Annotated in this window: 31 protein-coding genes; 15 read left to right on the top strand and 16 right to left on the bottom strand. The window is 74.7% G+C overall.

All coding sequences use genetic code 11. The annotated features are described in order from the left end of the window. Positions 1-61: 61 nt before the first annotated feature. Positions 62-934 (bottom strand): hypothetical protein, encoded by an 873-nt coding sequence (locus ACIRVF_RS06425; RefSeq protein ID WP_402814512.1) that lies wholly within the window; start codon positions 932-934, stop codon positions 62-64. 115 nt (positions 935-1,049) lie between these two features. Here ACIRVF_RS06425 and ACIRVF_RS06430 point away from each other — a divergent pair, with 115 nt between their 5' ends. Further along, positions 1,050-1,490, top strand: coding sequence for a hypothetical protein (locus tag ACIRVF_RS06430; RefSeq protein WP_402814515.1), 441 nt, complete (start codon positions 1,050-1,052; stop codon positions 1,488-1,490). A 40-nt stretch (positions 1,491-1,530) separates the two neighbouring features. Next, positions 1,531-1,743, top strand: a complete 213-nt coding sequence (locus ACIRVF_RS06435; RefSeq protein WP_402814518.1) for a DUF6296 family protein — start codon at positions 1,531-1,533, stop codon at positions 1,741-1,743. A 127-nt stretch (positions 1,744-1,870) separates the two neighbouring features. Here the strand turns inward: ACIRVF_RS06435 and ACIRVF_RS06440 are convergent, their stop codons facing one another. Then, the gene (locus ACIRVF_RS06440; RefSeq protein WP_402814520.1) at positions 1,871-2,089 is read right to left on the bottom strand and encodes a hypothetical protein; all 219 of its coding nucleotides are present in this window, start codon (positions 2,087-2,089) and stop codon (positions 1,871-1,873) included. Between the two features lie 167 nt (positions 2,090-2,256). Here ACIRVF_RS06440 and ACIRVF_RS06445 point away from each other — a divergent pair, with 167 nt between their 5' ends. Beyond that, on the top strand, positions 2,257-2,823 hold the full coding sequence (locus tag ACIRVF_RS06445) for a type 1 glutamine amidotransferase domain-containing protein (RefSeq protein ID WP_402814522.1): 567 nt from the start codon (positions 2,257-2,259) through the stop codon (positions 2,821-2,823). A 250-nt stretch (positions 2,824-3,073) separates the two neighbouring features. Here ACIRVF_RS06445 and ACIRVF_RS06450 read toward each other — a convergent pair whose 3' ends face one another. The 3 genes from ACIRVF_RS06450 to ACIRVF_RS06460 form a co-directional block, all read right to left on the bottom strand. Then, positions 3,074-3,730 (bottom strand): HAD-IIIA family hydrolase, encoded by a 657-nt coding sequence (locus ACIRVF_RS06450; protein WP_402814525.1) that lies wholly within the window; start codon positions 3,728-3,730, stop codon positions 3,074-3,076. Between the two features lie 112 nt (positions 3,731-3,842). Continuing rightward, complete coding sequence (locus ACIRVF_RS06455; RefSeq protein WP_402814527.1) at positions 3,843-4,436, bottom strand: hemerythrin domain-containing protein; 594 nt, start codon at positions 4,434-4,436, stop codon at positions 3,843-3,845. A gap of 225 nt (positions 4,437-4,661) precedes the next feature. Further along, complete coding sequence (locus ACIRVF_RS06460) at positions 4,662-5,102, bottom strand: DUF6098 family protein (protein WP_402814530.1); 441 nt, start codon at positions 5,100-5,102, stop codon at positions 4,662-4,664. A gap of 216 nt (positions 5,103-5,318) precedes the next feature. On the opposite strand from ACIRVF_RS06460, the gene ACIRVF_RS06465 reads away from it, so the two are divergent. Together ACIRVF_RS06465 and ACIRVF_RS06470 are read left to right on the top strand one after the other, a co-directional pair. After that, positions 5,319-5,822, top strand: coding sequence for a hemerythrin domain-containing protein (locus ACIRVF_RS06465; protein WP_402814532.1), 504 nt, complete (start codon positions 5,319-5,321; stop codon positions 5,820-5,822). A gap of 54 nt (positions 5,823-5,876) precedes the next feature. Further along, entirely contained in the window at positions 5,877-6,245 is a 369-nt protein-coding gene (locus ACIRVF_RS06470) for a hemerythrin domain-containing protein (RefSeq protein WP_402814534.1), read from the top strand. 27 nt (positions 6,246-6,272) lie between these two features. On the opposite strand, the gene ACIRVF_RS06475 is transcribed toward ACIRVF_RS06470, so the two are convergent. Beyond that, on the bottom strand, positions 6,273-6,815 hold the full coding sequence (locus tag ACIRVF_RS06475) for a DUF1360 domain-containing protein (RefSeq protein ID WP_402814536.1): 543 nt from the start codon (positions 6,813-6,815) through the stop codon (positions 6,273-6,275). Beyond that, complete coding sequence (locus ACIRVF_RS06480) at positions 6,809-6,976, bottom strand: hydrophobic protein (protein ID WP_402814539.1); 168 nt, start codon at positions 6,974-6,976, stop codon at positions 6,809-6,811. The genes ACIRVF_RS06475 and ACIRVF_RS06480 overlap by 7 nt, the downstream gene beginning before the upstream one ends. A 125-nt stretch (positions 6,977-7,101) precedes the next feature. On the opposite strand from ACIRVF_RS06480, the gene ACIRVF_RS06485 reads away from it, so the two are divergent. Continuing rightward, entirely contained in the window at positions 7,102-8,130 is a 1,029-nt protein-coding gene (locus ACIRVF_RS06485; RefSeq protein WP_402814542.1) for a homoserine dehydrogenase, read from the top strand. A 40-nt stretch (positions 8,131-8,170) separates the two neighbouring features. After that, positions 8,171-9,412, top strand: a complete 1,242-nt coding sequence (locus ACIRVF_RS06490) for an MFS transporter (RefSeq protein ID WP_402814545.1) — start codon at positions 8,171-8,173, stop codon at positions 9,410-9,412. A gap of 62 nt (positions 9,413-9,474) precedes the next feature. Here ACIRVF_RS06490 and ACIRVF_RS06495 read toward each other — a convergent pair whose 3' ends face one another. Next, a complete protein-coding gene (locus ACIRVF_RS06495; RefSeq protein ID WP_402814548.1) occupies positions 9,475-10,317 on the bottom strand; it encodes a helix-turn-helix transcriptional regulator in 843 nt (280 codons plus the stop codon). Positions 10,318-10,432: 115 nt separating this feature from the next. Between ACIRVF_RS06495 and ACIRVF_RS06500 the strand changes: the two genes are divergently transcribed. Further along, complete coding sequence (locus tag ACIRVF_RS06500) at positions 10,433-11,620, top strand: MFS transporter (RefSeq protein ID WP_402814550.1); 1,188 nt, start codon at positions 10,433-10,435, stop codon at positions 11,618-11,620. Positions 11,621-11,668: 48 nt separating this feature from the next. Here the strand turns inward: ACIRVF_RS06500 and ACIRVF_RS06505 are convergent, their stop codons facing one another. Together ACIRVF_RS06505 and ACIRVF_RS06510 are read right to left on the bottom strand one after the other, a co-directional pair. Beyond that, positions 11,669-11,938 (bottom strand): hypothetical protein, encoded by a 270-nt coding sequence (locus ACIRVF_RS06505; RefSeq protein WP_402814553.1) that lies wholly within the window; start codon positions 11,936-11,938, stop codon positions 11,669-11,671. 31 nt (positions 11,939-11,969) lie between these two features. Then, positions 11,970-12,335: a DUF488 domain-containing protein gene (locus ACIRVF_RS06510; RefSeq protein WP_402814555.1), complete on the bottom strand. Its 366-nt coding sequence runs from the start codon at positions 12,333-12,335 to the stop codon at positions 11,970-11,972. Between the two features lie 202 nt (positions 12,336-12,537). On the opposite strand from ACIRVF_RS06510, the gene ctaD reads away from it, so the two are divergent. Beyond that, positions 12,538-14,238 (top strand): cytochrome c oxidase subunit I, encoded by a 1,701-nt coding sequence (gene ctaD / locus ACIRVF_RS06515; protein ID WP_402814558.1) that lies wholly within the window; start codon positions 12,538-12,540, stop codon positions 14,236-14,238. After that, entirely contained in the window at positions 14,235-14,636 is a 402-nt protein-coding gene (locus tag ACIRVF_RS06520) for a cytochrome c oxidase subunit 4 (RefSeq protein ID WP_402814560.1), read from the top strand. Before ctaD ends, ACIRVF_RS06520 begins: the two co-directional genes overlap by 4 nt. Here the strand turns inward: ACIRVF_RS06520 and ACIRVF_RS06525 are convergent. The 4 genes from ACIRVF_RS06525 to ACIRVF_RS06540 all read right to left on the bottom strand — a co-directional run bounded on the left by ACIRVF_RS06525 (position 14,596) and on the right by ACIRVF_RS06540 (position 21,278). Further along, on the bottom strand, positions 14,596-16,362 hold the full coding sequence (locus ACIRVF_RS06525) for a cytochrome bc complex cytochrome b subunit (protein ID WP_402814561.1): 1,767 nt from the start codon (positions 16,360-16,362) through the stop codon (positions 14,596-14,598). The two genes, ACIRVF_RS06520 and ACIRVF_RS06525, sit on opposite strands and share 41 nt — an antisense overlap. A 163-nt stretch (positions 16,363-16,525) precedes the next feature. Further along, the gene (locus ACIRVF_RS06530; RefSeq protein ID WP_402814563.1) at positions 16,526-16,999 is read right to left on the bottom strand and encodes a nucleoside deaminase; all 474 of its coding nucleotides are present in this window, start codon (positions 16,997-16,999) and stop codon (positions 16,526-16,528) included. Between the two features lie 66 nt (positions 17,000-17,065). Continuing rightward, a complete protein-coding gene (locus tag ACIRVF_RS06535) occupies positions 17,066-20,659 on the bottom strand; it encodes a hydantoinase B/oxoprolinase family protein (RefSeq protein ID WP_402814564.1) in 3,594 nt (1,197 codons plus the stop codon). 13 nt (positions 20,660-20,672) lie between these two features. After that, entirely contained in the window at positions 20,673-21,278 is a 606-nt protein-coding gene (locus tag ACIRVF_RS06540) for a hypothetical protein (protein WP_402814567.1), read from the bottom strand. Positions 21,279-21,524: 246 nt separating this feature from the next. On the opposite strand from ACIRVF_RS06540, the gene ACIRVF_RS06545 reads away from it, so the two are divergent. Continuing rightward, complete coding sequence (locus ACIRVF_RS06545) at positions 21,525-21,719, top strand: DUF2795 domain-containing protein (RefSeq protein ID WP_402814570.1); 195 nt, start codon at positions 21,525-21,527, stop codon at positions 21,717-21,719. Positions 21,720-22,026: 307 nt separating this feature from the next. Continuing rightward, a complete protein-coding gene (locus tag ACIRVF_RS06550) occupies positions 22,027-22,350 on the top strand; it encodes a hypothetical protein (RefSeq protein ID WP_402814572.1) in 324 nt (107 codons plus the stop codon). Here the strand turns inward: ACIRVF_RS06550 and ACIRVF_RS06555 are convergent. Next, positions 22,252-23,511 (bottom strand): AI-2E family transporter, encoded by a 1,260-nt coding sequence (locus tag ACIRVF_RS06555; RefSeq protein ID WP_402814575.1) that lies wholly within the window; start codon positions 23,509-23,511, stop codon positions 22,252-22,254. The genes ACIRVF_RS06550 and ACIRVF_RS06555 overlap by 99 nt on opposite strands. A 129-nt stretch (positions 23,512-23,640) precedes the next feature. Further along, the gene (locus tag ACIRVF_RS06560) at positions 23,641-23,844 is read right to left on the bottom strand and encodes a hypothetical protein (protein ID WP_402814577.1); all 204 of its coding nucleotides are present in this window, start codon (positions 23,842-23,844) and stop codon (positions 23,641-23,643) included. Between the two features lie 180 nt (positions 23,845-24,024). On the opposite strand from ACIRVF_RS06560, the gene ACIRVF_RS06565 reads away from it, so the two are divergent. From ACIRVF_RS06565 to ACIRVF_RS06575, 3 genes are all read left to right on the top strand, one after another. Then, positions 24,025-24,480, top strand: coding sequence for an STAS domain-containing protein (locus ACIRVF_RS06565; protein ID WP_402814579.1), 456 nt, complete (start codon positions 24,025-24,027; stop codon positions 24,478-24,480). After that, positions 24,461-24,922: an ATP-binding protein gene (locus ACIRVF_RS06570; protein WP_402814581.1), complete on the top strand. Its 462-nt coding sequence runs from the start codon at positions 24,461-24,463 to the stop codon at positions 24,920-24,922. The genes ACIRVF_RS06565 and ACIRVF_RS06570 overlap by 20 nt, the downstream gene beginning before the upstream one ends. Before the next feature lie 129 nt (positions 24,923-25,051). After that, the coding region (locus ACIRVF_RS06575; protein WP_402814583.1) for a sigma-70 family RNA polymerase sigma factor at positions 25,052-25,679 on the top strand (628 nt) is incomplete at its 3' end.

Raw genomic sequence — 25,679 nt, forward strand, 5'->3', positions numbered from 1 at the left:
CCGTGGCCGAGCCGTCGGGCCCGCCCCAGGGGCCCCTCCCGAGCCAGGGGCCCCTGGGGCGTCAGCTCTCCGTCGGCCGCTCGCCCTCCGCGTCCTCGCCGCCGGTCGCGCCCTCGACGGAATCCGGCGTCTCGATGCCAGGCCGGTCGGTGCGGTCCTCCGTCCGTCCTGCCTGGGTGTCCGGTCCGGCCGGTTCCGGCTGCGGTGCTCCGCCGTCGGAGCGGATCCGCACCGCCTCCTCCTCGGCAGACAGGCCCGCCGTGTCGCCGGGGGCCTCGCCCCGCAGGTCGGTGTGGCTGTCCGGGAGGTCCAGCCGGCCGGCGGCGTCCTCCGGCACGTCCGCCACCGCGCTCCGCTCGTCGATCTCCGGCTCCTCCTGGGCGAGCCGGTCGTCCAGGGACTCCCCCTCGGCCTGCTCGGCGCCGGTCGTGCCGTAGGACTCGGCGGCCACCGGGGTGTCCCCGGGGACGGCCGCGATCTGCGGGTCCTGCGACCACTCGCGGGCGGGGGAGCCGTCCTGGAGGTCGGGGATGCCCTCGTCCTCCGGCTCCGCGCCGGGGTCGTGGCGGCCCCGCTCGGGCTCCGGCAGCGGTTCGTCCGTCTCCGGCACCGGCTCCCCGGCCCGCCCCGGGCCGGTCCGGCTCGTGCCGGTGGGCGCCGCGGCCGAGGGCGGCGGATCGACGGAGGTCGGCGGCTGGTGCACCGGTCCCGCGTAGTCCTCGTCCGGCTGGACGCCCGGCACCGGGCCCTCGGCGATCTCCGGCTGCTGTTCGGCGCTCCCGGCCACGTTCGGCGTCCCGCCCTTGCCGATCGGCGACGGACGGCGTTCCGGGCCGTCGCGCCGCTCCTCGGCGGACTCCGTCCCCGCGGTGTCCGCCGGGCCGATGGCGCCGCCCATGTCGTGCAGCGGCCGTTCGTGTGACGATCCGTTCATGGTCTTCCTCCCTGCCGTGTGCGGCCCGGTCGCCCGGGACCCGGTGACGCGTCTACCCGGTCGCCGCCGCCCGTACCGGCCGGTTTGCCGGGCCGATGCGGGGTAGGCGCGCGGCATGGAGGACTTCGGACCCCCGGCGGACGACCGGCCCGCCGACGACACGGAAGCGTTCGACCTGTGCGACCACTGCGGCCGGGTCGTCGAGGCGGCGGACCTGCTCAGCGCGCTGGTCCCGGACTCCTCCGCGCTGCACCCGACCGATCCCGAGCTGGACGGCAGACGGATGCTCACCGCCTGTACGGTGGAGCACCTCGCCGAGCTGGTCGGGCAGTACCGAGACCGCCCCTTCGTCCCCGAGGAACAGTGGGCCGGCAAGGTCTGCCGGGCGCTCGCCGAGCAGGAGGAACCCGTCCCGCTGAGCCTGGTCGCCCAGATGAGCGGTCTGTCCGAGCAGCAGGCGGCGCAGGGCGTGGAGTGGCACAACGCCCGTGCCCGCGAATGGCAGGCCCGCTACGGCGCCGACACGGCCGTCGGGGAGGACGACGACGAGCCGTGAGCCCGGCCAGGCCGCGACCGACCACGGAGGGTGACACACCATGAGGACCGCCAAGCACTACCGCCTGGTCGTCACCGACCCGGACCAGGAACTCGTGCTCACCGCCACCGGGGCGATGGGGAGCCAGGGCACCCAGGTGTACGTGGACGAGTCCGGAGCCGTCCGCGCCGAGATCGACGGCGACGGCGAGGTACGGACCATCACCTCCGCCCTCCCACTGGGCCGACCGGTCCGCGCGGATCCGCTGGACTGACCGTCGGCGCGACGGACCGAAGAGCCGCCGGCTGATCCCGCGGTCGCGCCCGGGACCAGCCGGTGACGGCTGTCGGGCCGGCGGCTCTCGCGTTGGCCGATCGTGCGACGGCGCGGCGGCCCGCGCCTCACGGCGTGTCCTGGTCCGTCGTCGGGGGCTCCGGGTGGTCGGGCTGTTCCTCGTCCTCCTCCAAACCCGCCGCGGGAGCGTCGGGGTCCTCCGAAGGGCGGGGACGCGGCGGCCGGCCACCGTCGAGCGGGGACCGGTCGGCCTCCTCCGGCCCGCCCTGCCAGTGGCCGGCGCGCCCGCGCATCGCCACCGCCCAGGAGCGTCGTCTGATGCTCACCACTGCCTCCACCGTTCGGTGCGGGTACCTTCCTCCCGCCGGTGCCGCGCGGCTACCCGGATCGGAACCCACCAATCCGGCATGGCCGCGCGGTTGCCGGGTAGCCGCCGACATCCGGGGGCGCGGCCCGCCGCGCCCGACACCGCCAACCCTCGCAAGGAGGAGCGATGACCCACCCCAGCAAGGTCCTGGCGATCGTGACGAACTACGGCGTCGAACAGGACGAACTCCTCGTCCCCCTGCGGCACCTGCGCGAGAACGGCGTGCACGTCGACATCGCGGCCCCGAAGCGGGACGACATCCGAACCCTGGTCGGCGACAAGGACCCGGGCGAGACCGTGCGCCCGACCCACACCCTCGACGAGATCGAACCCTCCGACTACGACCTGCTGCTCATCCCCGGCGGCACGATCAACGCGGACACCCTGCGGCTGCGCCAGGAGGCGGTCGCCCTGGTGCTCGCCTTCACCACCTCCGGCCGGCCCGTCGCCGCCATCTGCCACGGGCCGTGGATGCTGGCCGAGGCGGGCGTCGCCTACGGCAAGAGGCTCACCTCCTACCCGTCCCTGCGCACCGACCTCGCCAACGCCGGCGCCAACTGGACCGACGAGTCACTGGTCACCGACGACGCCAACGGCTGGCGGCTGCTCACCTCCCGCAACCCGGACGACCTCGACGACTTCTTGCGGGGCATCGACTCCGCCCTGAGCGCCCGCACCGGGGCCGCCGCCTGACCGGCCGGCTCGTGCCACGGCGCAGTTACCGGCGGGCCCGTACGGTGCCGCACCAGGCGGCACCGTACGGGCCCTCCTCCCGGAAGGCCGCACCGCCGTCCGCACAGACCGCGGCCCCGGCCAACCCGTCCGGCGTGCCGCAACCGGCCGCCCGGGACAGCTCCACGCCCGAGCCCGGCACCGCGACCGGCTTGCCGTAAGGTCCTGGGAACGTCCTGAAGTTGCCTGGGGAACGGCGGAGTTCGGGCCGTCAGTGCTGCAGCAGGAGGTAGGCCGCCTCGGCCGGTCCGTCGGCCGCCGGGCAGAACGTCGGTGTGCAGGGCTGGTACGGGCCGATCGCCGGCCTGGACGCGTCGGGGACCCGGATGGCGTGGGCGCCGACCACGAGCGCGGCGGCGATCACGGTGTCGTCGCAGCCGATCACTGTGACGCGGGAGGGCGGCAGGTCGAGCGCCCGGCAGGCCGCGCTCACCAGACCGGGTGCGGGCATGCGGCAGGCACAGCCGTCGTGGGAGCCGTGCGGACACACCGCCCACAGGTCGATCGGCCCCAGCAGCGCCTCGGCCCGGGCCTGGACCGCCTCCACCTGGCCGCGTCCGATGACCCCGCGGGCCACCCCGGGCTGGTTGCTCAGCACGCCGACCGCGAAGCCCGCCCCGCGCAGCGCCGCGAGCGCGGCCCGGACGCCCGCCATCGGATGGACCATGGCGGGGTCGCCGTTGCAGGCGACGTCCTGGAGGAGCGTGCCGTCGCGGCCGAACAGCACGGCGCCCGACGGTCCGTCGGCCGTTCCTCCGGCCGGCTCCGCCTCGGGGCGGACGAACAGCCAGGGGCCGGTCCGGTCCGGGCGCTCGGCGGTCGGGCGGGGCTGCGGGACGGTCGGTACGGGTTCTCCTGGGTAGGCCATACTCCTGCGGGTTGCCGCCGTCCGGGGCCGCAAACGGTCCTTGCCCGGCGGATCGGTGGGTCCCGCCAGGGTCCGGCCGGCCAGGGGCGGGGCCCGGGCGGGGGTGGCGCGTTCAGGGCGAGTGCTGCCCGGTGCTGTCGTGCCCGGTGAGGTGGTCGCGCAGAGCGGTGATCGCCCCGGCGCCCGGCGGCAGCCCCCAGACCGCCGATCCCGCCGAGCCCGCCGCGCCCACCGAACCGGGCGAGCCCGGCGGACCCGCCCGGGGCTCGCGCAGTCGGCGCTCGCAGCGCCGCAGCTCGTCCGGGCGGGCGCGGGCCCGGAGGGCGGGGAAGAGCTGCTCCTCCTCGCCGCGCAGGTGGGTGCGCAGCACCAGGAGGAGGACGGTGGTGGCGCGGCGCCGGCCGGAGACCGACAGCCGGTGGTCGTCCGCCCGGTCGAGCAGTCGGCGGATCGAGGCGTGGGTGCGTCCGGCGGCGTCCGCGAGCGCCCGTCCGCCCGGCAGGCAGCGGCGCGCCAGCGGGTAGAGGTGCTCCTCCTCGGCCGCCAGGTGGGGCAGCAGGAGTCGGCGCAACGCGGCCAGCAGCCGCAGGTCCTCGTCGTCGGTGAGTCCGCCGCGGGTCCGGACGCGGTCCAGCTGCCGCAGTAGCGCCTCGATGGCCCGGTGCTGGGCGAACAGCCCGCTCGGGAACCCTTCGGCAGCGTTCATGGAGACCTCCGTTCGACGGCGGGGGAGCGCTGGAACGAAGGCGTCTGCCCTGTCCGGGCCCGGCCAACCGTGCCGCGGACGGCCGGACGGGGAACCGTCGGTCGGCCGTGGCCCGCAGGGTTCCCGGGGAGCCGTCGGCGGCGTCCGGGACGGTCATCCCGGCCACGACGCACGAGCGCACGTGATGACCCCGGGGTTCAGCCGCTCGCCGGGAAGCGGGTCGGCTCAGCCGGTGGAGTCCCGCCCGGGGGCGAAGCGCTCGTGGTAGCGGCGCACCGCCTCGTCCAGGACGTTCCGGCCCAGCCAGGCGAGCGGCAGCGGGTCGGCGATCAGCGGTTCGTGGTCCGGCCCGGTGCCGACCACCCGGCCGGTCAGCACCCAGGGCCGGCGCTGCGGGCAACTCTCCGCGAGGTCCGCGTACTTCATCACCCGGCGGGCGACCCAGTCGGCGGCGGGCCGTGGCCACCACGGCTCGGGGCGCAGCGGGGTCACCGACAACCCGGGCAGGGGCACATCCGCCTCGTAGTCGCGGCTGAGGGCCCCGTCGTCGTCGGCGGGGCCCTCGGAGTACCGCAGGTAGACGTCCAGGTCGCCGGTGGCGAGCGAGGTCAGCAGGGCCAGATCGTCGATCAGGCCCATGCCGTCCTCGCCGCTCGTACTGGGCATCTCCCGCCTGCCTCGCTGACGTTGGCCGTCCCGGTCGTCGATCCGGAGCCGGGACGTACCCGGCGGCTGCCCGGACCGACGGCGGAGAAAACCGCCGACGGTCACCGGCCCGGCGGCGTCCCTGCTGGTGACGGCTCCGCCGGCGGCCGGGTTTGCCCCCGGGCCGCCCGGGGACACGCCGACCGGCGGGGGCGATCGTCGAGGAGGAGACCAGCGATGTCGAACGATGCCATCGTCCTGCTGCGGGAGGACCACAAGGAGGTCCGCCGCCTGTTCCGCGAGTACCGGGGGCTCGCCGACGGCGGCGACGACGACGCGCGCCGCAGGACGGTCCAGCGGATCGTCGAGGAGCTGACCGTCCACACCTACCTGGAGGACGAACTCGTCTACCCCAGGATCCGCCAGGAGCTGCCCGGGCTCGCCGAGGAGATGGACCGCGCCGAGCAGGAGCACCACGTCGCCGACCTGCTCTGCGAGGAGCTCAGCCGGATGTCCCCGGACGAGGCCGGCTACGACGCCAAGACCGCCGTCCTGATCGACGCCGTGGAGCGGCACATCGAACAGGAGGAGGGCGACGTCTTCCCCAAGGTGCGGGCCGCGCTCGGCCGCACGGAACTGCGGGAGCTGGGCGAGCGGATGCAGGCCGTGCGCGAGACCGCCCCGCGCCAGCCGACGGCCGACGGCGTCCTGCACCGCATCGCCGACGCGCTGGAGGGCTGACCCGGACCGCCCGCGGCGGCGGGCACGACCCGGAACGACGAGGAAGGAAGCCCCGTGCAGCACGACGAGGACCTGCTGGACCAGCTCACCGCCGACCACCGGGCCGTACTGGTCCACTTCGGCGAACTCAGCGGCCTCCCCGGCGGGGACCCGCGGCGCAAGGAGGTGGCCGATCTGGTGACCGACCGACTCGTGCGCCACACCCGCGCCGAGGAGCAGCACCTCTACCCGCTCGCCCGCGACCGCCTCGCCGACGGCCCGGCCGTGGTGGAGCGTGAACTCGCCGATCACCGAGGTGTGGAGGCACTGCTCGGTGAGCTGCGCCCGACGAGGGCGGACGGGCCGCGCTTCGACCGCAGCTGCGCCATCCGGCCGACGCCGGACCGGTTCTTCGCCGAGCTACTGGCCGCGCTGTTGCGCTGACCAGCAGCTCGGCGAGAACCGGCGGGGTCAGTCGGTGGCGTGCTGGAGACCGACCCGGACGAAGTGCAGCAGGTCGGCGGCGGTGAGGGCGGTCAGCCCGGAGCAGACGAGCCTGGTCGCCCCGGGCGCGAACACCTGGGCGCCGGTCAGGCCGGTGGCGATCCACAGGCCGGTGCAGAACGGACAGGTGATCAGTTCGCCGAAGGCGCGGCGCACCCCCGATCCCCGGACGTCCTCGGAGAGTTCGGCCGGGCCGGCCTGGCCGCGGAAGCGGGCGAAGGGCAGCCGCAGCGGGCTGGTGACCGGGTCCTTCGTGAGCAGCCGGGACAACCGGTGCACCGCCCCGGCGGTGAGCAGCACGTCCCACGGGCCGGGCGCGGGCAGCGGCCGCCCGGTGCGCCGGGCCGCGGCGGCGAGCACGCCGGTCCCGCCGAGGTAGACGGCCATCGCGGTGAGGTACCCGCCGATCGGCTGCTCGCCGTCCGGGTCGTAGCTGCGGCGCTCCTCGCGGAGCGCGGCTTCGACGGTGTCGCCGTTGTCGTCCGGCGGTCGGGGGCGTGCGGTCACCATCGGTACCACCGGCCGCTGCCACCACGGCGGCCTCCGGCGAACGCGAAGCCGAGGAGCCAGAGCACCAGCACGGCGAGCGCGATCCACCACAGGGCGTGGACGACGAAGCCCACTCCGCCCAGGATGATCGCCAGCAGCAGGACGAGGATGATGAGGATCATCGGATTCGGTCCTCTCGTGGGCAGCGGATCATTACGGATCCGGCGTGTGCCCGGTTCGGGCCGGTCCACACCCGGGTGCGGCGGTCCCGCTCCGAAGGGCCCACGGCCCCGCGTATCCTGCCGGGGTGCCTTCACCAGATGCCGGAACCGCTCCGGCCGTCGTGCTGTCGGGCCACGGCCCCGTGGGCCGCGCCTACGCCGAGCGACTGCTGACCCAGGGGCAGGGGCTCGCGCGCGACCACGGCGTACGGCCGAGGCTCGCCGCCGTACGCGTCGGCTCCGCGCAGGTCCTGCTGCCCGGGGACCCCGACGGTCGGGCCGTCCCGCCGCGCACGGAATGGGCGCCCCTGGCCGACCTGGCACAGACCCTCGACCGGACCGGCGCACGGGTGCTGGTCCAGGCGCTCCCGTCCTCCCCGCAGGCGCGCCAGCAGGCCGCCGAGGAGGCCGTGCTGGCACTCGGCCGAGGCGTCCACGTCGTCACCGCCACCAAGAGCCACCTGCTGAGCCACTGGAGTGAACTCGGCGAGGCCGCGCGCGCGGGCGGCAGCCTGATCAGGATCTCCGGGGCGACCGGCGCGTCCCTCCCGGCCGCGGACCTGGCCCGCACCGGAGTGCGCGGGCTCGGCTGCCGCACCCTCCGGGCCTGCCCCAACGGCACCGCCACCTTCGTGCTCGACCGCCTTGCGGCCGGCGACCCCCTCGACCGGGCGGTCGGCGAGGCCCAGCGCCGCGGCATCGCCGAGGCCGACCCCACCGCCGACCTCTCGGGCGGCGACGCGGCAACCAAGGTGCGGCTGCTCGCGGCCCTGCTGTGGGGCTGGGAGCCGTCCGCCGTCCGGGTCGCCACCGAGGCCGTGGACGCCCGCACGGGCCCGGCGGCGCTGGCCGCGGCCGCCCGGGGCAACCGGCTGCGGGCCGTGGCGAGCGCGAGCGCGGAGCACCCGTTCGTGGTCGAGGTCCGCCTGGAGGAGACCGTGCCGGGCGACCCGCTGCACGCGCTCACCGGCCCGGAGAAGGCGGTCGTGTACGGCTGTCCCGACGCCGGGGACATCACGGTCAGCGGCGGCCGGTCCAGTCCGCTCGGCGCGGCGCTCGCGATGCTGCGGGACACCATCGACGTGACGGCCCCCCGCGGGTACGGCTTCGGCTGAGGCAGACGGCCCGCGGGGCCCATGGGATCGTGGAGGCGTTGTGGGCACGGATCCAGCCGCCGGGCGGGCGGACGAGCGGGCGGACGGCGGCGCGGGCATGCGGCCGTGGCGGTTCGTGGTGTGGTTCGGCACCGTCAGCCTGCTCGCGGACTTCGTCTACGAGGGCGCCCGTTCCATCACCGGCCCGCTGCTGGCCTCGCTCGGCGCCACCGCGACGGTGGTCGGCGTGGTGACCGGCGCGGGCGAGGCGGCGGCACTCGTCCCGCGCCTCCTGTCCGGGCCGCTCGCCGACCGCACCGGGCGGTACTGGGCGCTGGCGATCGGCGGCTACGTGCTCACCGTGGCCGCCGTCCCGCTGCTCGGTGTGGTGGGCTCGCTCGGCGCCGCCTGCGTGCTGGTGATCGCCGAGCGGGTCGGCAAGGCGATCCGCTCCCCGGCCAAGGACACCCTGCTCTCCCACGCCACCGCCGCCACCGGCCGGGGCCGGGGCTTCGCCGTGCACGAGGCGCTGGACCAGGTCGGCGCCGTCCTCGGCCCGCTCACCGTCGCGGGCGTGCTCGCGGCCACCGGAGGCTACGGCCCCGCGCTCGGCGTCCTCGCCGTCCCGGGCGTGGCCATGCTCGCCCTGCTGTGGTGGCTGCGCACCCGGGTGCCCGACCCGAGCCGCTACGAGTCCGCGCTGCTGCCCGCCGCCCCGGAGCCCGCCCCGGAACCCGCTCCGGCGACGCCCGTACGGATGCCGCTGCCCCGCGCGTTCTGGGCGTACGCCGCGTTCACCGCCGCCACCATGACCGGCTTCACGACCTACGGCGTGCTCTCCTTCCACCTCGTGCAGCGCCACCTGCTCCCCGCCTCCGCCGTACCGGTGCTGTACGCCGGGGCAATGCTGGCCGGCGCGCTGGGGAGCCTGGCGACGGGCTGGCTGTACGACCGGATCGGCCCGCGCACCCTGGTGGTGCTGCCGGTGCTGGCCGCGGCCGTGCCCGCGCTGGGCTTCAGCGACGCCGTGGCGGCGGCGGTGGCCGGGGCGCTGGTGTGGGGCGCCGCGCTGGGCGTGCAGGAGTCGACCCTGCGGGCCGTGGTCGCCGACCTCGTGCCCGCGCCGCGCCGGGCGACCGCGTACGGGGTGTTCGCGGCCGTGGTCGGCGCCGCCACCCTGGCCGGCGGGGCGCTCACCGGTGCGCTCTACGCGGTGTCCGTGCCCGTGCTGGTCGTCACCGTGGTCGCCGTCCAGGCGGCCGCCCTGCTGCTGCTCGTCGCCGTACGCCCGGGCCGTCGCTGACGTCGCTCCTGACGTCGCCCCTGACGTCGTCGGTGACGTCGTCGGTGACGTCGCTGGTGACGTCACTGCCCCGCGGCGGCCTCCGCCATGGCCCGGCGGGTGGCCGGATCGGCCGGGTGCCGGGCGACCAGGTGCAGGTCGGGGTCCTCGGCCGCGACCAGCTTGGTCTGGCGGAAGGTCAGCAGCCCCAGCCGAGGGTGGTTGAAGCGCTTGAGCGCCGGGTTGAAGCCCGCCACGTCGTGCCGTTCCCAGCGGGCGGGAAAGCCGGGGTCGGCGGTCGAGACATCGGCGACGATCTCGGCGAAGCGCGGGTCGTCGGGGTGGCGGTCGGCGGAGGCCCGGAACTGGGCCAGCACCGCCCAGGACTCGGCCTCCCAGTTCTTGAGCACGGTGCGCATGGGCTGCCAGCCGAAGTAGAGCCAGATCATGTTACGCCGCCGGACCGGGAGTTGGTCCAGGCCGTCGTAGATGGCCGCCTCGCTCGGGTTGTGGGCGAGGACGTCCCAGTGCCGGTCCAGCAGACAGGCCGGGACCGGGCTCAGGGCCGCGACGGTGGCCCGGAGGTGGTCGCCGACCGCCGGACAGCCGTCGGCCGCCGGGCGCGGCGCCGAGTCGCTCTCGCCGGCCAGCTCGAAGACGTGGCGCCGCTCGGCCGCGGTCAGCCGCAGGGTGGTCGCCAGCGCGTCGAGGACCTGGCCGGACGCGGCGATAGGCCGCCCCTGCTCCAGCCAGGAGTACCAGGACACGCTGACGCCGGACAGCAGCGCGACCTCCTCGCGGCGCAGCCCGGGCGTCCTGCGCCGGGGACCGCCGGTCAGTCCGACCTCGCCCGGGGTCAGGCGCTCCCGCCGCGAGCGCAGGAAGGCGCCGAGCGCCGCACGGCGCCGTACTTCACGATCGTTCATGGTGGGCCCAGCGTATGGCCACCCGCCGCGGCCGAGACTGTTACTCCCACTCCCAGGATGATCCGTGAGCGCCTGACGGCCCGTGGGGTCGCGCGGCGGTCCGACGATGGGACGCATGACTCCGATCGCCACCGCGGCCGAACCGGTCGCCGCCCGTCCCGACACCCGGGTGCCCCTCCCGCTCACCGCCGCCGCCTTCACGGCCAACTTCGACCGCTTCGCCATCGGCCCGGTCCTGGTCACCGTCGCGGCCGCCCTGCACGTCCCGCTGGCCTCCGCGGTGGCCGTGGTCGGCGGTTACGCCCTCGCCTACGGGCTGTCGCAGCCGGTCTGGGGCGTGCTGTCCGACCGGATCGGACGCCTGCGGGTGATCCGCACGGCCCTGGCCGTGGCCGCGCTGGCCGGCCTGGCCTCGGCCGCCGCGCCGAACCTGGCGGCGCTCACCGCCCTGCGCGTCGTCACCGGCTTCGCCTTCGGCGCGGTGGTCCCCTCCTCGCTGAGCTTCGTCGGCGACGCGGTGGCGCCCGAGCGCCGTCAGGGCGCGCTGGCCGACCTGATGGCGGCCCTCGGGCTGGGTAGCGGGCTGGCCGCGCTGTTCGCCGGGGTGGTCGCCAACTGGCTGAACTGGCGCCTGGTGTTCGTGGTGCCCGCGCTCGCGGCCGCCGTGGCCGCGCTCGGGCTGGGCCGGGTGGCCGAGCCGCAGCGCGCCGCGGCCGGCGGCCTGTCCGCCCAGCTCGGCGCCGTCCTGCGCAGCCGGCCCGCGTACCTGGTCGCCGCGCTGGGCGTGGTCGAGGGCGCGGTGCTGCTCGGCGGCCTGACCTTCGTCGCGCCGGCGCTCCAGCACCGCGGCCTGTCCGACGCGGCGGCCGGCGCGATCACGGCCCTGTACGGCGCGGGGACGCTGCTGTTCACCCGTGCCGTCAAGGCCCTGACCCGGCGCTTCCCGGCGCACGGGCTGGCCGCGATCGGCGGAGCCTTCGTGCTGGCCGGTTACACGGCCGCGGCGCTGGTCCCCGGCGTGTGGACGTACGCGCTGGTCGCGGTGCTGCTCGGCGCGGGCTGGGCGTTCCTGCACTCGACGCTGCAGGCCTGGGCCACCTCGGTGGTGCCGGAGGCCCGCGGGACGGCGGTCTCCTGCTACGTCGCCGCGCTGTTCGTCGGCAGCGCCCTCGGCGCCGCCCTGGGCGGCGGCGCGGCCGGACAGGGCCGGTTCGAGGTGCTGTTCGGAGTGGCTGCCGCGGCCACCGTGCCGTTGACGGCGGCGGTGGTCGTCGGTCGGCGGCGCTTCACCGCCCGCGGCTGATCCCGCACCAGGTCACGCAGCTGATCCGGCACCGGATCCCGCACCCGGTCATGCCGCCGCCCGCAGGGCCGCCTCGCAGGCGAGGCAGCGCCGGTCGGCCAGGGCGGGCGGGTACCAGGGCTCGCCCGGGCGGGTCGGCCGGTAGTGGGAGTGCTCCATCGGATCGGTGTCCAGCCCGCACAGGGTGCGGGGCAGCGGGTCCTCGGGCACCTCCGGGTCGCCGCCCGCCGCGTGCACCGCGCACACCACCGGCTCCACGCCGTCCGGCCCCAGGGCCTCGTCCTGTTCCAGTTCGAACAGGATGACGATCGCCGTCATGTCGTCCCGCCCGTCCCGGGCAGCCGACCGGTCACCGCTTCTTCCTCGCCAGCCACTCGGCGAGCACGGCGGCCTGGCTGTGGTCGACGTCCCTGGTGGCGGTCAGCAGGGTGAGCCGGTCCTGGGCGGCGAGTTCGCGCAGGTGCCCGGCGGCCTCCTGGTGGTCGGCGTCGCGCAGCTCGGTGAGGTAGCGGCGGCGGAACTCGGTGAAGCGCTCCGGGTCGTGGCCGTACCACCTGCGCAGTCCGGTGGACGGGGCGACGTCGCGCAGCCACTCGTCGAGGCGGGCGTCCTCCTTCTTGATCCCGCGCGGCCAGACGCGGTCCACCAGCACCCGCTGCCCGTCCTGCGGCGAGGAGTCCTCGTAGACCCGCCGGTAGGTGATCTTCGCGGCCATGACGGAATCCTCTCGGTCTGCGCGGTGCGGCGGGAGACGCCGGGCGCCCCACACCAGCGTGTGCCCGGAACGGGCGGATCCGCACTCCGGCGGCGGAGCGGGGTGACCCGCGCCCGGTGGTGCCGCGTGGCGCCCTGGAGCCGCACCGCGCCGCCGCTAGGGTCCCGCCGGGGGGCGTCATCGGCTCCATCACGGAGGTTCCATGAGTGCGTCCGACACCGCCGCGCCGCCGCGCACCCGGGCCAGGGTTCGACGGGGCAGCAGACTGCTGGGCTGGCTGTTCACCACCGACCACAAGGTGATCGGCAACCTCTACCTGGTGACGGCCTTCGGGTTCTTCCTGGTGGGGGGCCTGATGGCACTGCTGATGCGGACGCAGTTGCTGGGGCCGGACACCGGGTTCCTGTCGAACGAGCAGTACAACCAGATGTTCACCATGCACGGCACGATCATGCTGCTGCTGTTCGCCACCCCGACCTTCGCGGGCTTCGCCAACGCGATCATGCCGTTGCAGATCGGCGCCCCCGACGTCGCCTTCCCCCGGCTGAACGCCTTCACCTACTGGGCGTTCCTGCTGGGCGGGCTGATCGTGCTGAGCGGCTTCCTCACCGCGAGCGGGGCGCCCGACTTCGGCTGGTTCGCCTACGCGCCGCTGAACGGGCCGGTGCACTCGCCGGGGACGGGCGGGGACCTGTGGGCGCTCGGCCTGGTGGTGGCCGGCCTGGGGACGATCCTGGGCGCGGTCAACTTCGTCACCACCATCACCTGCCTGCGGGCGCCGGGGATGACGCTGTTCCGGATGCCGATCTTCACCTGGAACGTGCTGTTCACCTCGATCATGGTGCTGCTGGCCTTCCCCGTGCTCACCGCCGCCCTGCTGCTGCTGGTGGCGGACCGCAAGTTCGGCGCCCACGTCTTCGACTCGGCGAACGGCGGCGCACTGCTGTGGCAGCACCTGTTCTGGTTCTTCGGCCATCCGGAGGTGTACATCGTCGCGGTGCCGTTCTTCGGCATCGTCACCGAGATCATCCCGGTCTTCAGCCGCAAGCCGCTGTTCGGGTACTACGGGATGATCGGCGCGACCGTCGCCATCACCTCGCTGTCGATGTCGGTGTGGGCCCACCACATGTTCGCCACCGGGCAGGTGCTGCTGCCGTTCTTCTCGATGATGTCCTTCCTCATCGCGGTGCCCACCGGGGTCAAGTTCTTCAACTGGGTCGGGACGATGTGGAACGGCTCGCTGTCCTTCGAGACGCCGATGCTGTGGTCGATCGGGTTCCTGGTGACCTTCCTGTTCGGCGGCCTGAGCGGGGTGCTGCTGGCGGCGCCCCCGATCGACTTCCACGTCACCGACAGCTACTTCGTGGTGGCCCACCTCCACTACGTCCTGTTCGGGACGGTGGTCTTCGCGACCTTCGGCGGCTTCTACTTCTGGTGGCCGAAGATCACCGGGAAGATGCTCGACGAGCGGCTCGGCAAGGTGCAGTTCTGGATCCTGTTCGTCGGGTTCCAGACCACCTTCCTGGTGATGCACTGGCTGGGCGCCCAGGGCATGCCCCGCCGCTATGCGACGTACCTGGCCGTGGACGGCTTCACCACGCTCAACGTGGTCGCCTCGATCGGCTCCTTCCTGCTCGGCGTCTCCAACCTGCCGTTCTTCTACAACGTCTGGACCACCACCCGGCACGGCACCCGGGTCGAGCAGGACGACCCCTGGGGCTGGGGCCGCTCACTCGAATGGGCCACCTCCTGCCCGCCCCCGCACCACAACTTCCTGGTACTGCCCCGGATCCGCTCCGAGTCGCCGGCTTTCGACCTGCACCATCCGGAGGTTCCGACGGAGGAATCGGCCGGCTCCGGACACTCGCACGCCGGCCGGACCGGAGAGGGGGACGGGCGATGAAGGCCGAGGGATGGCTGTTCACCGTGATGACGGTCTTCTTCGCGGTGACCGGGCTCGTGTACGGGCTCTGGGCCCGCGAGCCCGCGGGCAAGGCGATCCTGACGGTGGCGTTCCTGATGTCGGCGCTGGTCGCGCTGTTCTGGTTCGTCCAGCACCAGCGCAAGGGCGGCGGGCGGCCCGAGGACCGCAAGGACGGCGAGGTCGTGGAGAGTTCCGGGCCGAAGGGCTTCTTCCCGCCGCGCAGCGGCTACCCGGTGCTCACCGCGGTGGGTGTCGCGGTGTTCGCGCTGGGCCTGGTGTACGCCCTGTGGCTGATCGTCTGCGGGACGGTGCTGCTCGGCTTCGCCGTGTTCGGGTTCATCTTCCAGTACCACGACCGCGGCGACGACGGGGCCTGAGCCGCCGGAACAGCCGGCCCAGCGGCCCGCGTCCCCCCGCGGGCGCGGGCCGTTCGGCGGCCGGCTGCGGGGGGTGCGCCGGAGCGGTGAGGACGGCCGTGACGGCGCGGGACTCCTGCTCGGTGGCGGGCAGCTCGACCCGGTCGCCGTGGTACCAGGTGCCGAGCGCCGCGCGGACCCGCTCGGTGCGGGGCGCCCCGGGGCGCGGTTCGTCCGGCCGCGGCGCGTCCCGGACCAGCATCGTGTACCGCTCGGCGGCCGGCACCGGCCGGTGGTGTCCGTCGAAGCCGCCCTCGATCGACTGGTCGATCCGGCCGGTCCGGTCGCCGTCCAGCAGCCGACGGCGGTCGCGGGCCTGGAGGGCCAGGCAGAGCCGCCGGGTCAGCACGAAGGCCAGCGGCGGCGCCAGGAAGAACGCCGCCCGCAGCACCCACGTCAGCGAGTTGACGGAGACCCCGAAGTAGTACGCGATCACGTCGTTGCCGCCGGCGACGAGCAGCACCGTGTAGAAGGCGACCCCGGCCGCCCCCAGCCCGGTGCGGACGGGCTTGTTGCGGGGCCGGTCGCACAGGTGGTGCTCGCCGCCGTCCGGGGTCAGCCAGCGCTCCACGAAGGGGTAGGCGTACAGCCCGGCGAACAGCAGCCCGGGCAGTACCAGGGCGGGCACGAAGGCGTTCCAGGAGACGGTGTGCCCGAGCACCCCGGTCTCGACGGCCGGCATCAGCCGCAGGGCGCCCTCGATGAACCCGATGTACCAGTCGGGCTGGGCGCCCGCCCCGACGATGTCGGGCCGGTAGGAGCTGTAGCGCCAGATCGGGTTGATCTCCGCGAGCATCGCGGACAGCGCCAGGATGCCGCCGACGGTGAACGCCAGGCCGGTGGTGCGGGTCAGGAACTGGGGGAAGAACGGGTGTCCCACCACGTTGCGGTTCGTGCGGCCGGGCTCCGCCCACTGGGTGTGCTTGAGCACCACCACCAGGGTCAGGTGAACGCCGATCAGCGCCAGCAGCAGTCCGGGCACCAGGAGGATGTGCACGGTGAACAGCCGCGGGATGATCGCGTGCCCGGGGAACTCGCCGCCGAACACGAAGAAGCCGAGGTAGGTGCCGACCACCGGCACGGAGAGCAGGACGCCCTCGGCGATCCTCAGCCCGGTGCCGGAGAGGGTGTCGTCCGGCAGGGAGTAGCCGGAGAAGCCCTCCAGCAGGGCGAGGGTGAACATCGTCACCCCGATCACCCAGTTCAGCTCGCGCGGGCGGCGGAAGGCGCCGGTGAAGAACACCCGCAACAGGTGGGCGCAGATCGAGGAGGTGAAGAGCAGAGCGGCCCAGTGATGGATCTGCCGGATCATCAGGCCGCCGCGCACCTCGAAGCTGATCCGCAGCGTCGAGGCGTAGGCCTCGGACATCCGCACCCCGCGCAACGGCAGGTAGGCGCCGTGGTAGTCGAGCTCGGTCATGCTCGGGGTGAAGAAGAAGGTGAGGAAGACCCCGGTCAGCAGCAGGACGACGAAGCTGTACAGCGCCAGCTCGCCCAACAGGAACGACCAGTGGTCGGGGAACACCTTGCGGAGCAGTTCCCTGCCCGCCTCGGCCAGCGGGAGCCGCCCGTCGACCGCCCGTACGGCGCGTTCGGCGCGGGTCGGTGCGGCCGGGCTCGTCCCCACCCGCTCGTCGCGGTCCGACAGGCCGTCCGGAGACGGGCCGGTGCCGTGATTTCCGTCCATAGCGGGCAACCTAGTGCGAACCGCCCCGTCCGGGCGCGCAGGGCGTCGCGATCCTCCCTCCGGGCGAGCGACGGAGCACCCCATCGGAGCAACCGGCGGCGCCCGGGCGGCGGGGACGGCCGGCCTCGCCGCCCGTGGCCGCTGCGAGGCCGGCCTCCGGGCTCTACCCCCAGTAGCCCACGTGGACCGCGGAGGCCTCCTCGAAGAGGTACGGGCCGGACACCTCCACCGTGTTGCCGCCGGCCGCGAAGACCGTGCGGCAGGGCAGTTCGAGCACCGGCTCGTCCGGGTCCACGCCCGCGATGGCGTTCAGCTCGCTGGCGGCGAGCGCGTAGACGACCCGGCGGATGCCGCTCCAGTAGATGGCGCCGGCGCACATCGCGCAGGGTTCGGTGCTGGAGTAGAGGGTCGCCTCGGCGAGCTGGTGCGGGGCCAGGGTGCGCGAGGCCTCGCGGACCAGGTTGGTCTCCGCGTGGGCGGTCACGTCGTGGTCCGTCAGCACGGTGTTCTCGGCCGTGAGCAGGACCGTTCCGGAGGGGTCGGTGAGCAGCGCGCCGAAGGGGTGGTTGCCGTGGGCGCGGGCGGAGGCGCCGATCTCGATGGCGGCGAGCAGGAGGGCGGGGGAGTGGTCGGCCATGGCGGGGATTCTCCTCGGGCGGTGCAGGTGGTGGCGTTAAACGTATAACGTCAGGGGTCGGTGCTGTCAGCTGCCGTAGCCTCCTCCGCCGGGGGTGCGGATCTCCAGGGCGTCCCCCGCCGCGAGGTCGGCGCTGCCGCAGCCGGGCAGCTCCTCGACGCTGCCGTCGGCGCGCAGGATCCGGTTCTCGCCGAGGCCGCCGGGGGAGCCGCCGGCCAGGCCGTACGGGGGGACGCGGCGGTGGCCGGAGAGCAGACTGACCGTCACCGGTTCGCGGAAGCGCAGCCGGCGCAGCGCGCCGTCGCCGCCGTGCCAGCGACCTCCGCCGCCGCTGCCGGGGCGGACGGCGAACTCCTCGACCAGGACGGGCAGGCGCCACTCCAGGACCTCGGGGTCGGTGAGGCGGGAGTTGGTCATGTGGGTCTGGACGACGTCGGCGCCGTGGAAGCCGGGCCCGGCGCCCGAGCCGGAGGCGATGGTCTCGTAGTACTGGTGGTGCTCGTTGCCGAAGCTGAGGTTGTTCATCGTGCCGGAGCCCTCGGCCTGGACGCCGAGCGCGGCGTAGAGCGCGCCGGTGATGGCCTGGGAGGTCTCGACGTTGCCCGCGGCGACGGCAGCGGGGTGGGCCGGGGCGAGCATCGAGCCGGGCGGGACGACGATCCGCAGCGGGCGCAGACAGCCGTCGTTGAGCGGGATGTCGTCGTCGACCAGGGTGCGGAAGACGTACAGGACGGCGGCGGTGACCACGGCGGAGGGGGCGTTGAGGTTGCTCGCGAGCTGGGGCGAGGTGCCGGTGAAGTCGACGGTGGCGCTGCGATCCCGGTGGTCCACCCGGACCTCGACGGCGATCACGGCGCCGGAGTCGGTCTCGTAGCGGTAGGAGCCGCCGCCCAGGCCGTCGACGGCTCGGCGGACCGCCTGCTCGGCGTTGTCCTGGACGTGCCGCATGTAGGCCTGGACGACGTCGAGGCCGAAGTGCTCGATCATCGCGCCGACCTCGTCGACGCCCTTGCGGTTGGCGGCGATCTGGGCGCGCAGGTCGGCGAGGTTGGTGTCCGGGTCGCGGGAGGGGTGGCGGGCCCCGGTGAGCAGTCGCACCGTCTCGGCCTCGCGCAGCCGGCCGTCCACCACCAGCGGCCAGTCGTCGAAGAGCACGCCCTCCTCGTCGATCTCGCGGCTGGCGGCGGGCATCGACCCGGGGGTGATGCCGCCGATCTCGGCGTGGTGGCCGCGGGAGGCGACGAAGAACAGGACGTCCCTCCCCGCGGCGTCGAAGACCGGGGTGACCACGGTGACGTCCGGCAGGTGGGTGCCGCCGTGGTACGGGTCGTTGACCGCGTAGGCGTCGCCCGGGCGCAGCTGGGGGCCGCGGCGGCGGATCACCTCCTTGACCGTGGTGCCCATCGAGCCGAGGTGCACGGGGATGTGCGGGGCGTTGGCGACCAGGTTGCCGTCCGGGTCGAACAGGGCGCAGGAGAAGTCCAGCCGCTCCTTGATGTTGACCGACTGGGCGGTGGACTCCAGCCGGGCGCCCATCTGTTGGGCGATCGCCGTGAAGAGGTTGTTGAACACCTCCAGCAGGACGGGGTCGGCGGCGGTGGTGACGGCCTCCTCCGCACGGGCCTCGACGTGTTCGACCAGCAGGTGCCCGCCCGGGGTCACGGTCGCCCGCCAGCCGTCGTCCACCACGGTGGTGGCGTTGGCCTCGGCGATCACCGCCGGGCCGGTCACGGTGGCCCCGGGGCGCATGGACTCCCGCTCCAGCAGCGGGACCCGGCGTCGCTCGCCGCCGGTGCGCAGTTCCACGGTGAGGGGCTCGACGGTGAGGGGCCCGACGGCGAGGGGCTCGGGCTGCGCCCCGGAGGCGGGGGAGAGGGCGCCGGGCTCCGGCTGTACGGTCAGGCCGGTGCCCTCGACGGCGACGGCCTCCACGACCAGCGGCCGGTCCATCAGGAAGGAGTAGGCGGCCCGGTGCCGCCGCTCGAACTCGGCCCTCATCTGCGCCGGTTCGGCCAGCGGGACGCCGATCGTGGTGTCGGTGCCCCGGTAGCGCAGCCGGGCCCGGCGGGTCAGCCGGATCCGCTGCTCCGGGACGCCCTGGTCGAGCAGCCGGTCGGTGGCCTCCGCCGCCAGCGCGTCGGCCCGCTCCCGGACGGCGGCCATCTCGCCGTCCGCCAGAGGCCGTTCGACGGCGTGCTCGCGCAGCACGGTGGTGTCGGCCAGGCCGATGCCGAGAGCGGACAGCACACCGGCCATCGGCGGCACCAGTACGGTGCGGATGCCCAGCGCCTCCGCCACCGGGCAGGCGACCTGGCCGCCCGCGCCGCCGAAGGTGGTCAGCGCGTAGCGGGTGACGTCGTGGCCCTGCTGGACGGAGATGCGCTTGATCGCGTTGGCGATGTTGCCGACCGCGATCCGCAGGAAGCCCTCGGCCGTCTCCTCGGCGGAGCGGTCGCCGATCTCCTCGGCCAGTTCGGCGAACCGACGTACCGTCAGCTCCCGGTCGAGCGGGCGGTCGCCGTCCGGGCCGAAGACCTTCGGGAAGTGCTCGGCCTGGATCCGGCCCAGCAGCAGGTTGGCGTCGGTGACGGTCAGCGGCCCGCCGGCGTGGTAGCAGGCCGGGCCGGGATCCGCGCCGGCCGAGTCCGGTCCGACCCGCAGGCGGTCGCCGTCGAAGCGCAGCACCGAGCCGCCGCCCGCCGCGACGGTGTGGATGGCCAGCATCGGCGCCCGCAGCCGCACCCCGGCGACCTGGGTGGTGACCACCCGTTCGTACTCGCCCGCGAAGTGCGAGACGTCGGTGGAGGTGCCGCCCATGTCGAAGCCGATCACCCGGTCGTACCCGGCCAGTCGGGACATCCGTACCATGCCGACGATGCCGCCCGCCGGGCCGGACAGGATCGCGTCCTTGCCGCGGAAGTGGCCGGCCTCGGCCAGGCCGCCGTTGGACTGCATGAACATCAGCCGCACGCCCCCGAGTTCGTCCGCCACCCGGCGGACGTAGCGGCGCAGCCCGGGGTCGAGATAGGCGTCGACCACCGCGGTGTCGCCGCGCGGCACCAGCTTCATCAGCGGGCTGGCCTCGCTGGACAGGGACACCTGCTCGAAGCCGAGCCGCTGGGCCAGGCGCCCGATCTCGCGTTCGTGCGCGGGGTGGAGGTAGCTGTGCAGGCAGACCACGGCGAGGGAGCGGATGCCGTCCGCCAGGCAGTTCCGCAGCTCCTCGGCGAGCCGGTCGAGGTCGGGCGGGCGCAGCACCTCGCCGTCGGCGGTGATCCGCTCGTCCACCTCGACCACCCGGGCGTACAGGGGCTCGGGGAGGATGATCTCGCGGGCGAAGATCCGCGGCCGGTTCTGGTAGCCGATCCGCAGCGCGTCCGCGAAGCCGCGGGTGATGCACAGGGCGGTCGGCTCGCCGGTGCGCTCCAGCAGGGCGTTGGTGGCCACCGTCGTCCCCATCCGGACCGAGTCGACGTCCCGCCCGAGGTCGGCGTCGGGCGGCAGCAGGGCGCGGATCCCGGCCACGGCGGGGTCGCGGTGACGGGCAGGGTCGTGCGAGAGCAGCTTGTGGGTCAGCAGCCGTCCGTCCGGGGCCAGCGCCACCACGTCGGTGAAGGTGCCGCCGCGGTCCACCCAGAACTGCCAGCCTCTCGACGCCATGACCGGTTCTCCCTCAGGCCCCGGCGTGCGCGAACAGGCCGGCGTGGCGGGCGACCGCGGCGGCGTGGTCGGCGCACTGCTGGTAGCAGCAGACCAGCAGCACCAGGTCGGCGGCGTCCACCGGGTCGGTGGCATCGTCGTGCAGCAGCAGTTCGTACAGCAGCCGCTGGCGCCGGGCGACCTCCGGCAGCTCGGTGAGCACCTGGGTGACGCCCTCGGGCGCGCCGGACTCCAGGGCGTCGGCCGCCCGTGAGAGCAGCTCCAGCGCCGCCCCGGCGATCCCGCGCAGCGGGGCCAGCAGCCGGTCGCCGTACGGCTCCCGCTCCTGCCGGGCCCAGGCCGCCCCGAGCAGGCGCTGCACCAGCTGCCCGAGCGCCTCCACCTCGCACCCGACGTGGATGCCGACGACGACCCCGGGGCGGCCGTCGAGCGCCGTGGTGGCGTCCTCCTCGATCCGGGTGCGCAGTTCGGCCAGGGCCCTCTCGGCGGTCGCGATCGCGTCGTGGCCGGCGGCCGGGTCGGTCAGCACGGCGGTGGCGCCGCACAGGGCGGTGTGCACCAGTCGGACGAGGCCGGCCAGCTCGCCGACCAGAGCGCGGTAGCCGGACATCCTGATCACCTCCCGCTCCCCCGACCAGTGTCTCCCCGCCGCCGCGACGCCGCCCTTGCGAGGCGGCGCCCCACGGGCACGCCAGCGGGTGAGCGCGGCGGCCGGTGTGAACACGTACGGCTCAGCGATCGTCGCGTACGGATGCGGACGTGCCGGGAGGGGCGCACGGTGGGCCGTAGTTAGGAGGAGTTCTCAGGTCGCGCACACCCGCGAACCCGGGCTCCATGACCACAAAGCACCGAAGGAGACGGCCGAATGAGCCGGATCAACCCGATCGACGTCCAGAGGGCCCTGAAGGGCGCCAACTACCCCGCCGACCGCGACGAACTCGTCGAGCGCGCCCGCTCGAACGGGGCCGACGAGAACCTCGTGGGCCAGATCTCCGATCTCGATCGGGACAGCTTCGAGGGCCCCGACGAGGTCGAGCACGCGCTCTTCCGCCGGAGCTGACAAGCGCGGTGGCCGGAGGCCCGGGGACGCCCCCGGGCCTCCGGCTCGCGTTCCTGGCCGTAGAGCCGGGCGCCGTACCGCGGTCCGTAGGACTGCTCCAGGTCCGCCAGCTCCACGTCCGGGTGAAGTCGCGCCGGCGGTGGTAGCGCTCCAGGGCGTCGTGGGCGGCCATCGCGTCCTCCCATCGGGTGCGGATCGACGCGGAGCGGGTACCCCGGCCGCCGGTTCCCACCCCACCGGTTTCCGGACGCCCCGGAGGTTACGGGCACCGCCCGGCCGGGCAACTGCCCCGTGGGAGGTGGCGCGGATGGACGGGCCGGGGCTCTCCGGGCGCGAACTGCGGATCCTCACGGAGATCGAGAACCACCTGCAGGCGGACCGCCACCTGGACCGTGCCCTGCGCACCATGCGGCACGGCCCCCGCTGGCTGGCGGGCCGGCTGCTGCGGACGGTCGCCCGGATGCCGGTCTTCGTGTTCTCGGTGCTCGGGGGGCTCTGCGCGGCCCTGCTGGTGATCAGTGCCACCGCCCACTCAGCCGCCGTGCTCACGGGCTTCTCCCTGGTCTGGGCGTCGTCGGTCGCGCTGGGTGCGGCGCGGGTGGTCGCCCACCGCCGGGGCATCGCGCCGTGACCCCCGCCTTCCGCCCGGCCCCTCCGGCGGGGCGTGGTCCCGCAGCTCGCTGATCACCGCCCAGGCCACCGACACCACCGGCACGGCGACCAGCGCACCCAGCACCCCGGCCAGCACGGCGCCACCGATCACCGACAGGGCCACGGCCACCGGGTGGATGCGCACCGACCAGCCCAGCACCAGCGGGTGCAGCAGGTGCCCCTCGATCTGGCCGATGATCACGATCAGCGCGAGCACCAGCAGCGCCACCACCGGCCCGCGCGCGGCCAGCGCGACCAGCGCGGCGACCGCCAGGGCGATCGGGGAGCCGATCAGCGGTATCAGTGCCGCGACGAACTCCAGCACCATCAGCGGCAGCACCAGCGGCACCCCCAGGACGGCCAGGGCGATGCCGACCAGCACCGCGTTGGTCGCCGCCACGATCAGCACCCCGCGGGTGTAGCCCGCGAAGGTGTGCCACGCGACCCGCCCGGCCCGGCCCCAGACCGGGCGGGCCCGTGCCGGGAGCTGGCGCTGCGCCCAGGTCCACATCCGGTCGCCGGAGTGCAGGAAGAACACCGAGCAGAACACCGCCAGGGCCAGCCCGGTGGCCATCTCGACCACCCTGCCGGCCCCGCTGAGCGCGGTGGTCAGCAGGGCCGACCGGTGCCCCGAGAGGAACGCCCCGATCTTCGCCCGCAGGTCCGTCACGGTGCCGGGCCGGAGGTGGAAGGGGGCGCGGGTGAGCCAGTGGTCGATCCGGCCGAGGCCGCCGCGCAGCTCGTTGCCGATCCCGTTCCACTCGTCGGCGACGTTCGTCCCGACCAGCGCCAGGACCCCGCCGACGAGCGCGATCGCGCACACGAAGGCCAGCAGCACCGCGAGCGAGCGGGGCATCACCCGGGCGAGCAGGTCGACCAGCGGGCGCAGCACGGAGGTGATCACCAGCGCCAGGAACAGCGCGATGACCGGCACCTGGAGCTGGCCGAGGACACTGACGACCAGGTACGCGGTCACACCGAGCAGCCCCAGCCGCCAGGTGTACCCGGCGGCGGTGCGCAGCCCGGCCGGGACGCGTTCCGGGGGCGCCGTCGGACGGGTCCGGCGCAGCGTCACCCGGGGCGGCCGGCTGCCGAGCGGCCGGGGGCGCCGGGCGGGCCGTCCCGGGCCGTTCACGCCCACCGGCCGGCTCCACGGCGCGGGCCGGGCCGGACGGGCAGCGCGGGCCGAACCGGCCGGCTGGGCCGGTGAGGCCGCGGGTCTCGGCGGGGCGTGCGCACGGGACGGCTTCCGGGGCTGGCCACGGCCGGCTCAGTCGGGCGTCTCGTGCGGCTCCGGCTCGTGGGCCGGTGCGATCGGCTCGGACGCCTGCCCGGCGTCCTGACGGGCCAGCCCCTCCTCGTGCACCGGCGGTGGTCCGTCGTGGTCCGTCCGGGATCCGGGCGTTCCGACCGCGGCGGGCGGGTCCTTGGGCACGGGCTTGTCGTGCTCACGGGTCGGGTCCTGGTCGCTCACTGCGCTCGCCTCCCGGGTGGAAGTCCTGCTCCCAGCGTCTCTCCGGCTCGGGAGCTCGTACACCTCGGCGGGCCGGTGGCCCTGACCTCCGGCCCCGAGGGCCGTCCGAGCGGTTCGGCGCGTCGCGCGGCATGATGGTCGGGACGGCACCAGCCGTTCCGAGCGGACCGGGAGGGCACGATGCCAGGGCCAACCGAGGTCCCCAGTGAGGGGGAGTACCAGAGCGGGAGTCTGCACGTCGTGGTGGACGACCGGGCCTCGGTGCGGGTCATCACGGTCGCCGGGGAGCTGGACCACGACTCGGCGCACGTGCTGCGTGACGCGCTGGCACGGCCGTTGCACGACGGCGTCAGGCGGATCGTGGTCGACCTCGCGGAGCTGCGGTTCTGCGACTCCGCCGGCCTGAACATCCTGCTGCGTGCCCGGCTCGACGCGGATGCGGCCGGGCGGCCCCTCGAAGTCTCGCGGCCCCGGCCGATCGTGGCCCGGCTGTTCGAGGTCACCGGCACCGACACCCTGCTGCGGGTCCGGCTCGAACCCGACGCGGAACCCGGCCCCCGCCGACGGAGGCCGCCACGGACGCCCCGGCTCCCGACGCGGAGTGAGGTGGGCCGCCGTGAGCCCGCCGGGGAGTGACGGACCGCCGGAGCCCGGGCGGACCAGGCGGCTCCTGTTCGCGGGCAGCGGGGGCGCGGTGCGGCGCAGCCGTGAGTTCAGCCGGGCGGCGCTGTGGTCGTGGGGCTGGCTGCCCACCGTGGACGAGGAACGGTTGGCGGTGACGGAGTACGTCCTGCTGATGGTCTCGGAGCTGGTCACCAACGCCTGCCTCCACGCGCCGGGCGGCCCGCGGGAGCTGCGGTTGGACTGGGACGGCGTGCGCCTGCGGGTGGAGGTGGCGGATGCCAGTCCGGTGGAGCCCCGGCTGCACCGGTACGCGGATCCGGGCCGGCCGGGTGGGCACGGCCTGCGGGTGGTGGACCGGCTCGCCCGGGCCTGGGGGTCGGCGCCCGAGGGCGGGGGCAAACTGGTCTGGCTGGAGGTGCCGTCCCCGCTGGACCACCGCGCCCGCGGCCTCTGACACCGCCCCGGCCCATCACCGGAAGTCCATGAAACGGACGGATCGCACGAAAGCCGCGTCGACCCCGGAATACCGGGTAAGAGTGCCGTGCAGCGGCCCCGGGTTGGCGGCCCTGCCGGGAGAACCACCATGTCAGGCACTCTGGAGAACGCGCCCCCGGCGCCGTCCGCTCTGCCCCCACGCCCGACCGAGGCCGAGCTGCGCGCGATGGGGAAGACCGAGGCGCGGGAACTCAGCGACGCGCTGTTCGAGCGGCTGTCCGGGCTGGCGCGGGAGAGCGCGGCCTACAGCTACGTGCGCGGCACGATCATCGAGCTGAACATGCCGCTGGTGCGGTTCATCGCGGCCCGCTTCCGGCACCGGGCCGAGGACATGGACGACATCCTCCAGGCGGGCACGATCGGTCTGATCAAGGCCGTCGACGGCTACGACCCGCACCGCGGCGTCGAGTTCATCACCTACGCCATCCCCACCATCGCCGGCGAGGTCAAGCGCTTCTTCCGGGACACCTCCTGGCCGGTGCGCGTGCCGCGCAGCATGCAGGAGCTGTACCTGACGGTGGCCCGCGGCTCGGACCGGCTGGAGCAGCAGCTCGGCCGTCCGCCCCAGCCGGAGGAGATCGCCGAGGACCTCCACCTGAGCGTCGAGCAGACCACCGAGGCCCTGGTCGCGGGCCGGGTCTACCGCCCCAGCTCACTGGACGCCCTGCGCGACCAGGACTCCGACGAGAGCGGCAGCGCGATGCTGGACCGGCTCG

Source organism: Kitasatospora sp. NPDC101157 (genome assembly GCF_044768255.1).
GTDB lineage: Bacteria > Actinomycetota > Actinomycetes > Streptomycetales > Streptomycetaceae > Kitasatospora.

Bases quoted from the DNA above. Each gene is read 5' to 3' on its own strand.
- ACIRVF_RS06425 (WP_402814512.1), bottom strand. From the start codon at position 934: ATGAACGGATCGTCACACGAACGGCCGCTGCACGACATGGGCGGCGCC.
- ACIRVF_RS06430 (WP_402814515.1), top strand. From the start codon at position 1,050: ATGGAGGACTTCGGACCCCCGGCGGACGACCGGCCCGCCGACGACACG.
- ACIRVF_RS06435 (WP_402814518.1), top strand. From the start codon at position 1,531: ATGAGGACCGCCAAGCACTACCGCCTGGTCGTCACCGACCCGGACCAG.
- ACIRVF_RS06445 (WP_402814522.1), top strand. From the start codon at position 2,257: ATGACCCACCCCAGCAAGGTCCTGGCGATCGTGACGAACTACGGCGTC.
- ACIRVF_RS06450 (WP_402814525.1), bottom strand. From the start codon at position 3,730: ATGGCCTACCCAGGAGAACCCGTACCGACCGTCCCGCAGCCCCGCCCG.
- ACIRVF_RS06455 (WP_402814527.1), bottom strand. From the start codon at position 4,436: ATGAACGCTGCCGAAGGGTTCCCGAGCGGGCTGTTCGCCCAGCACCGG.
- ACIRVF_RS06460 (WP_402814530.1), bottom strand. From the start codon at position 5,102: ATGCCCAGTACGAGCGGCGAGGACGGCATGGGCCTGATCGACGATCTG.
- ACIRVF_RS06465 (WP_402814532.1), top strand. From the start codon at position 5,319: ATGTCGAACGATGCCATCGTCCTGCTGCGGGAGGACCACAAGGAGGTC.
- ACIRVF_RS06475 (WP_402814536.1), bottom strand. From the start codon at position 6,815: ATGGTGACCGCACGCCCCCGACCGCCGGACGACAACGGCGACACCGTC.
- ACIRVF_RS06480 (WP_402814539.1), bottom strand. From the start codon at position 6,976: ATGATCCTCATCATCCTCGTCCTGCTGCTGGCGATCATCCTGGGCGGA.
- ACIRVF_RS06495 (WP_402814548.1), bottom strand. From the start codon at position 10,317: ATGAACGATCGTGAAGTACGGCGCCGTGCGGCGCTCGGCGCCTTCCTG.
- ACIRVF_RS06500 (WP_402814550.1), top strand. From the start codon at position 10,433: ATGACTCCGATCGCCACCGCGGCCGAACCGGTCGCCGCCCGTCCCGAC.
- ACIRVF_RS06505 (WP_402814553.1), bottom strand. From the start codon at position 11,938: ATGACGGCGATCGTCATCCTGTTCGAACTGGAACAGGACGAGGCCCTG.
- ACIRVF_RS06510 (WP_402814555.1), bottom strand. From the start codon at position 12,335: ATGGCCGCGAAGATCACCTACCGGCGGGTCTACGAGGACTCCTCGCCG.
- ctaD (WP_402814558.1), top strand. From the start codon at position 12,538: ATGAGTGCGTCCGACACCGCCGCGCCGCCGCGCACCCGGGCCAGGGTT.
- ACIRVF_RS06520 (WP_402814560.1), top strand. From the start codon at position 14,235: ATGAAGGCCGAGGGATGGCTGTTCACCGTGATGACGGTCTTCTTCGCG.
- ACIRVF_RS06525 (WP_402814561.1), bottom strand. From the start codon at position 16,362: ATGGACGGAAATCACGGCACCGGCCCGTCTCCGGACGGCCTGTCGGAC.
- ACIRVF_RS06530 (WP_402814563.1), bottom strand. From the start codon at position 16,999: ATGGCCGACCACTCCCCCGCCCTCCTGCTCGCCGCCATCGAGATCGGC.
- ACIRVF_RS06535 (WP_402814564.1), bottom strand. From the start codon at position 20,659: ATGGCGTCGAGAGGCTGGCAGTTCTGGGTGGACCGCGGCGGCACCTTC.
- ACIRVF_RS06545 (WP_402814570.1), top strand. From the start codon at position 21,525: ATGAGCCGGATCAACCCGATCGACGTCCAGAGGGCCCTGAAGGGCGCC.
- ACIRVF_RS06550 (WP_402814572.1), top strand. From the start codon at position 22,027: ATGGACGGGCCGGGGCTCTCCGGGCGCGAACTGCGGATCCTCACGGAG.
- ACIRVF_RS06565 (WP_402814579.1), top strand. From the start codon at position 24,025: ATGCCAGGGCCAACCGAGGTCCCCAGTGAGGGGGAGTACCAGAGCGGG.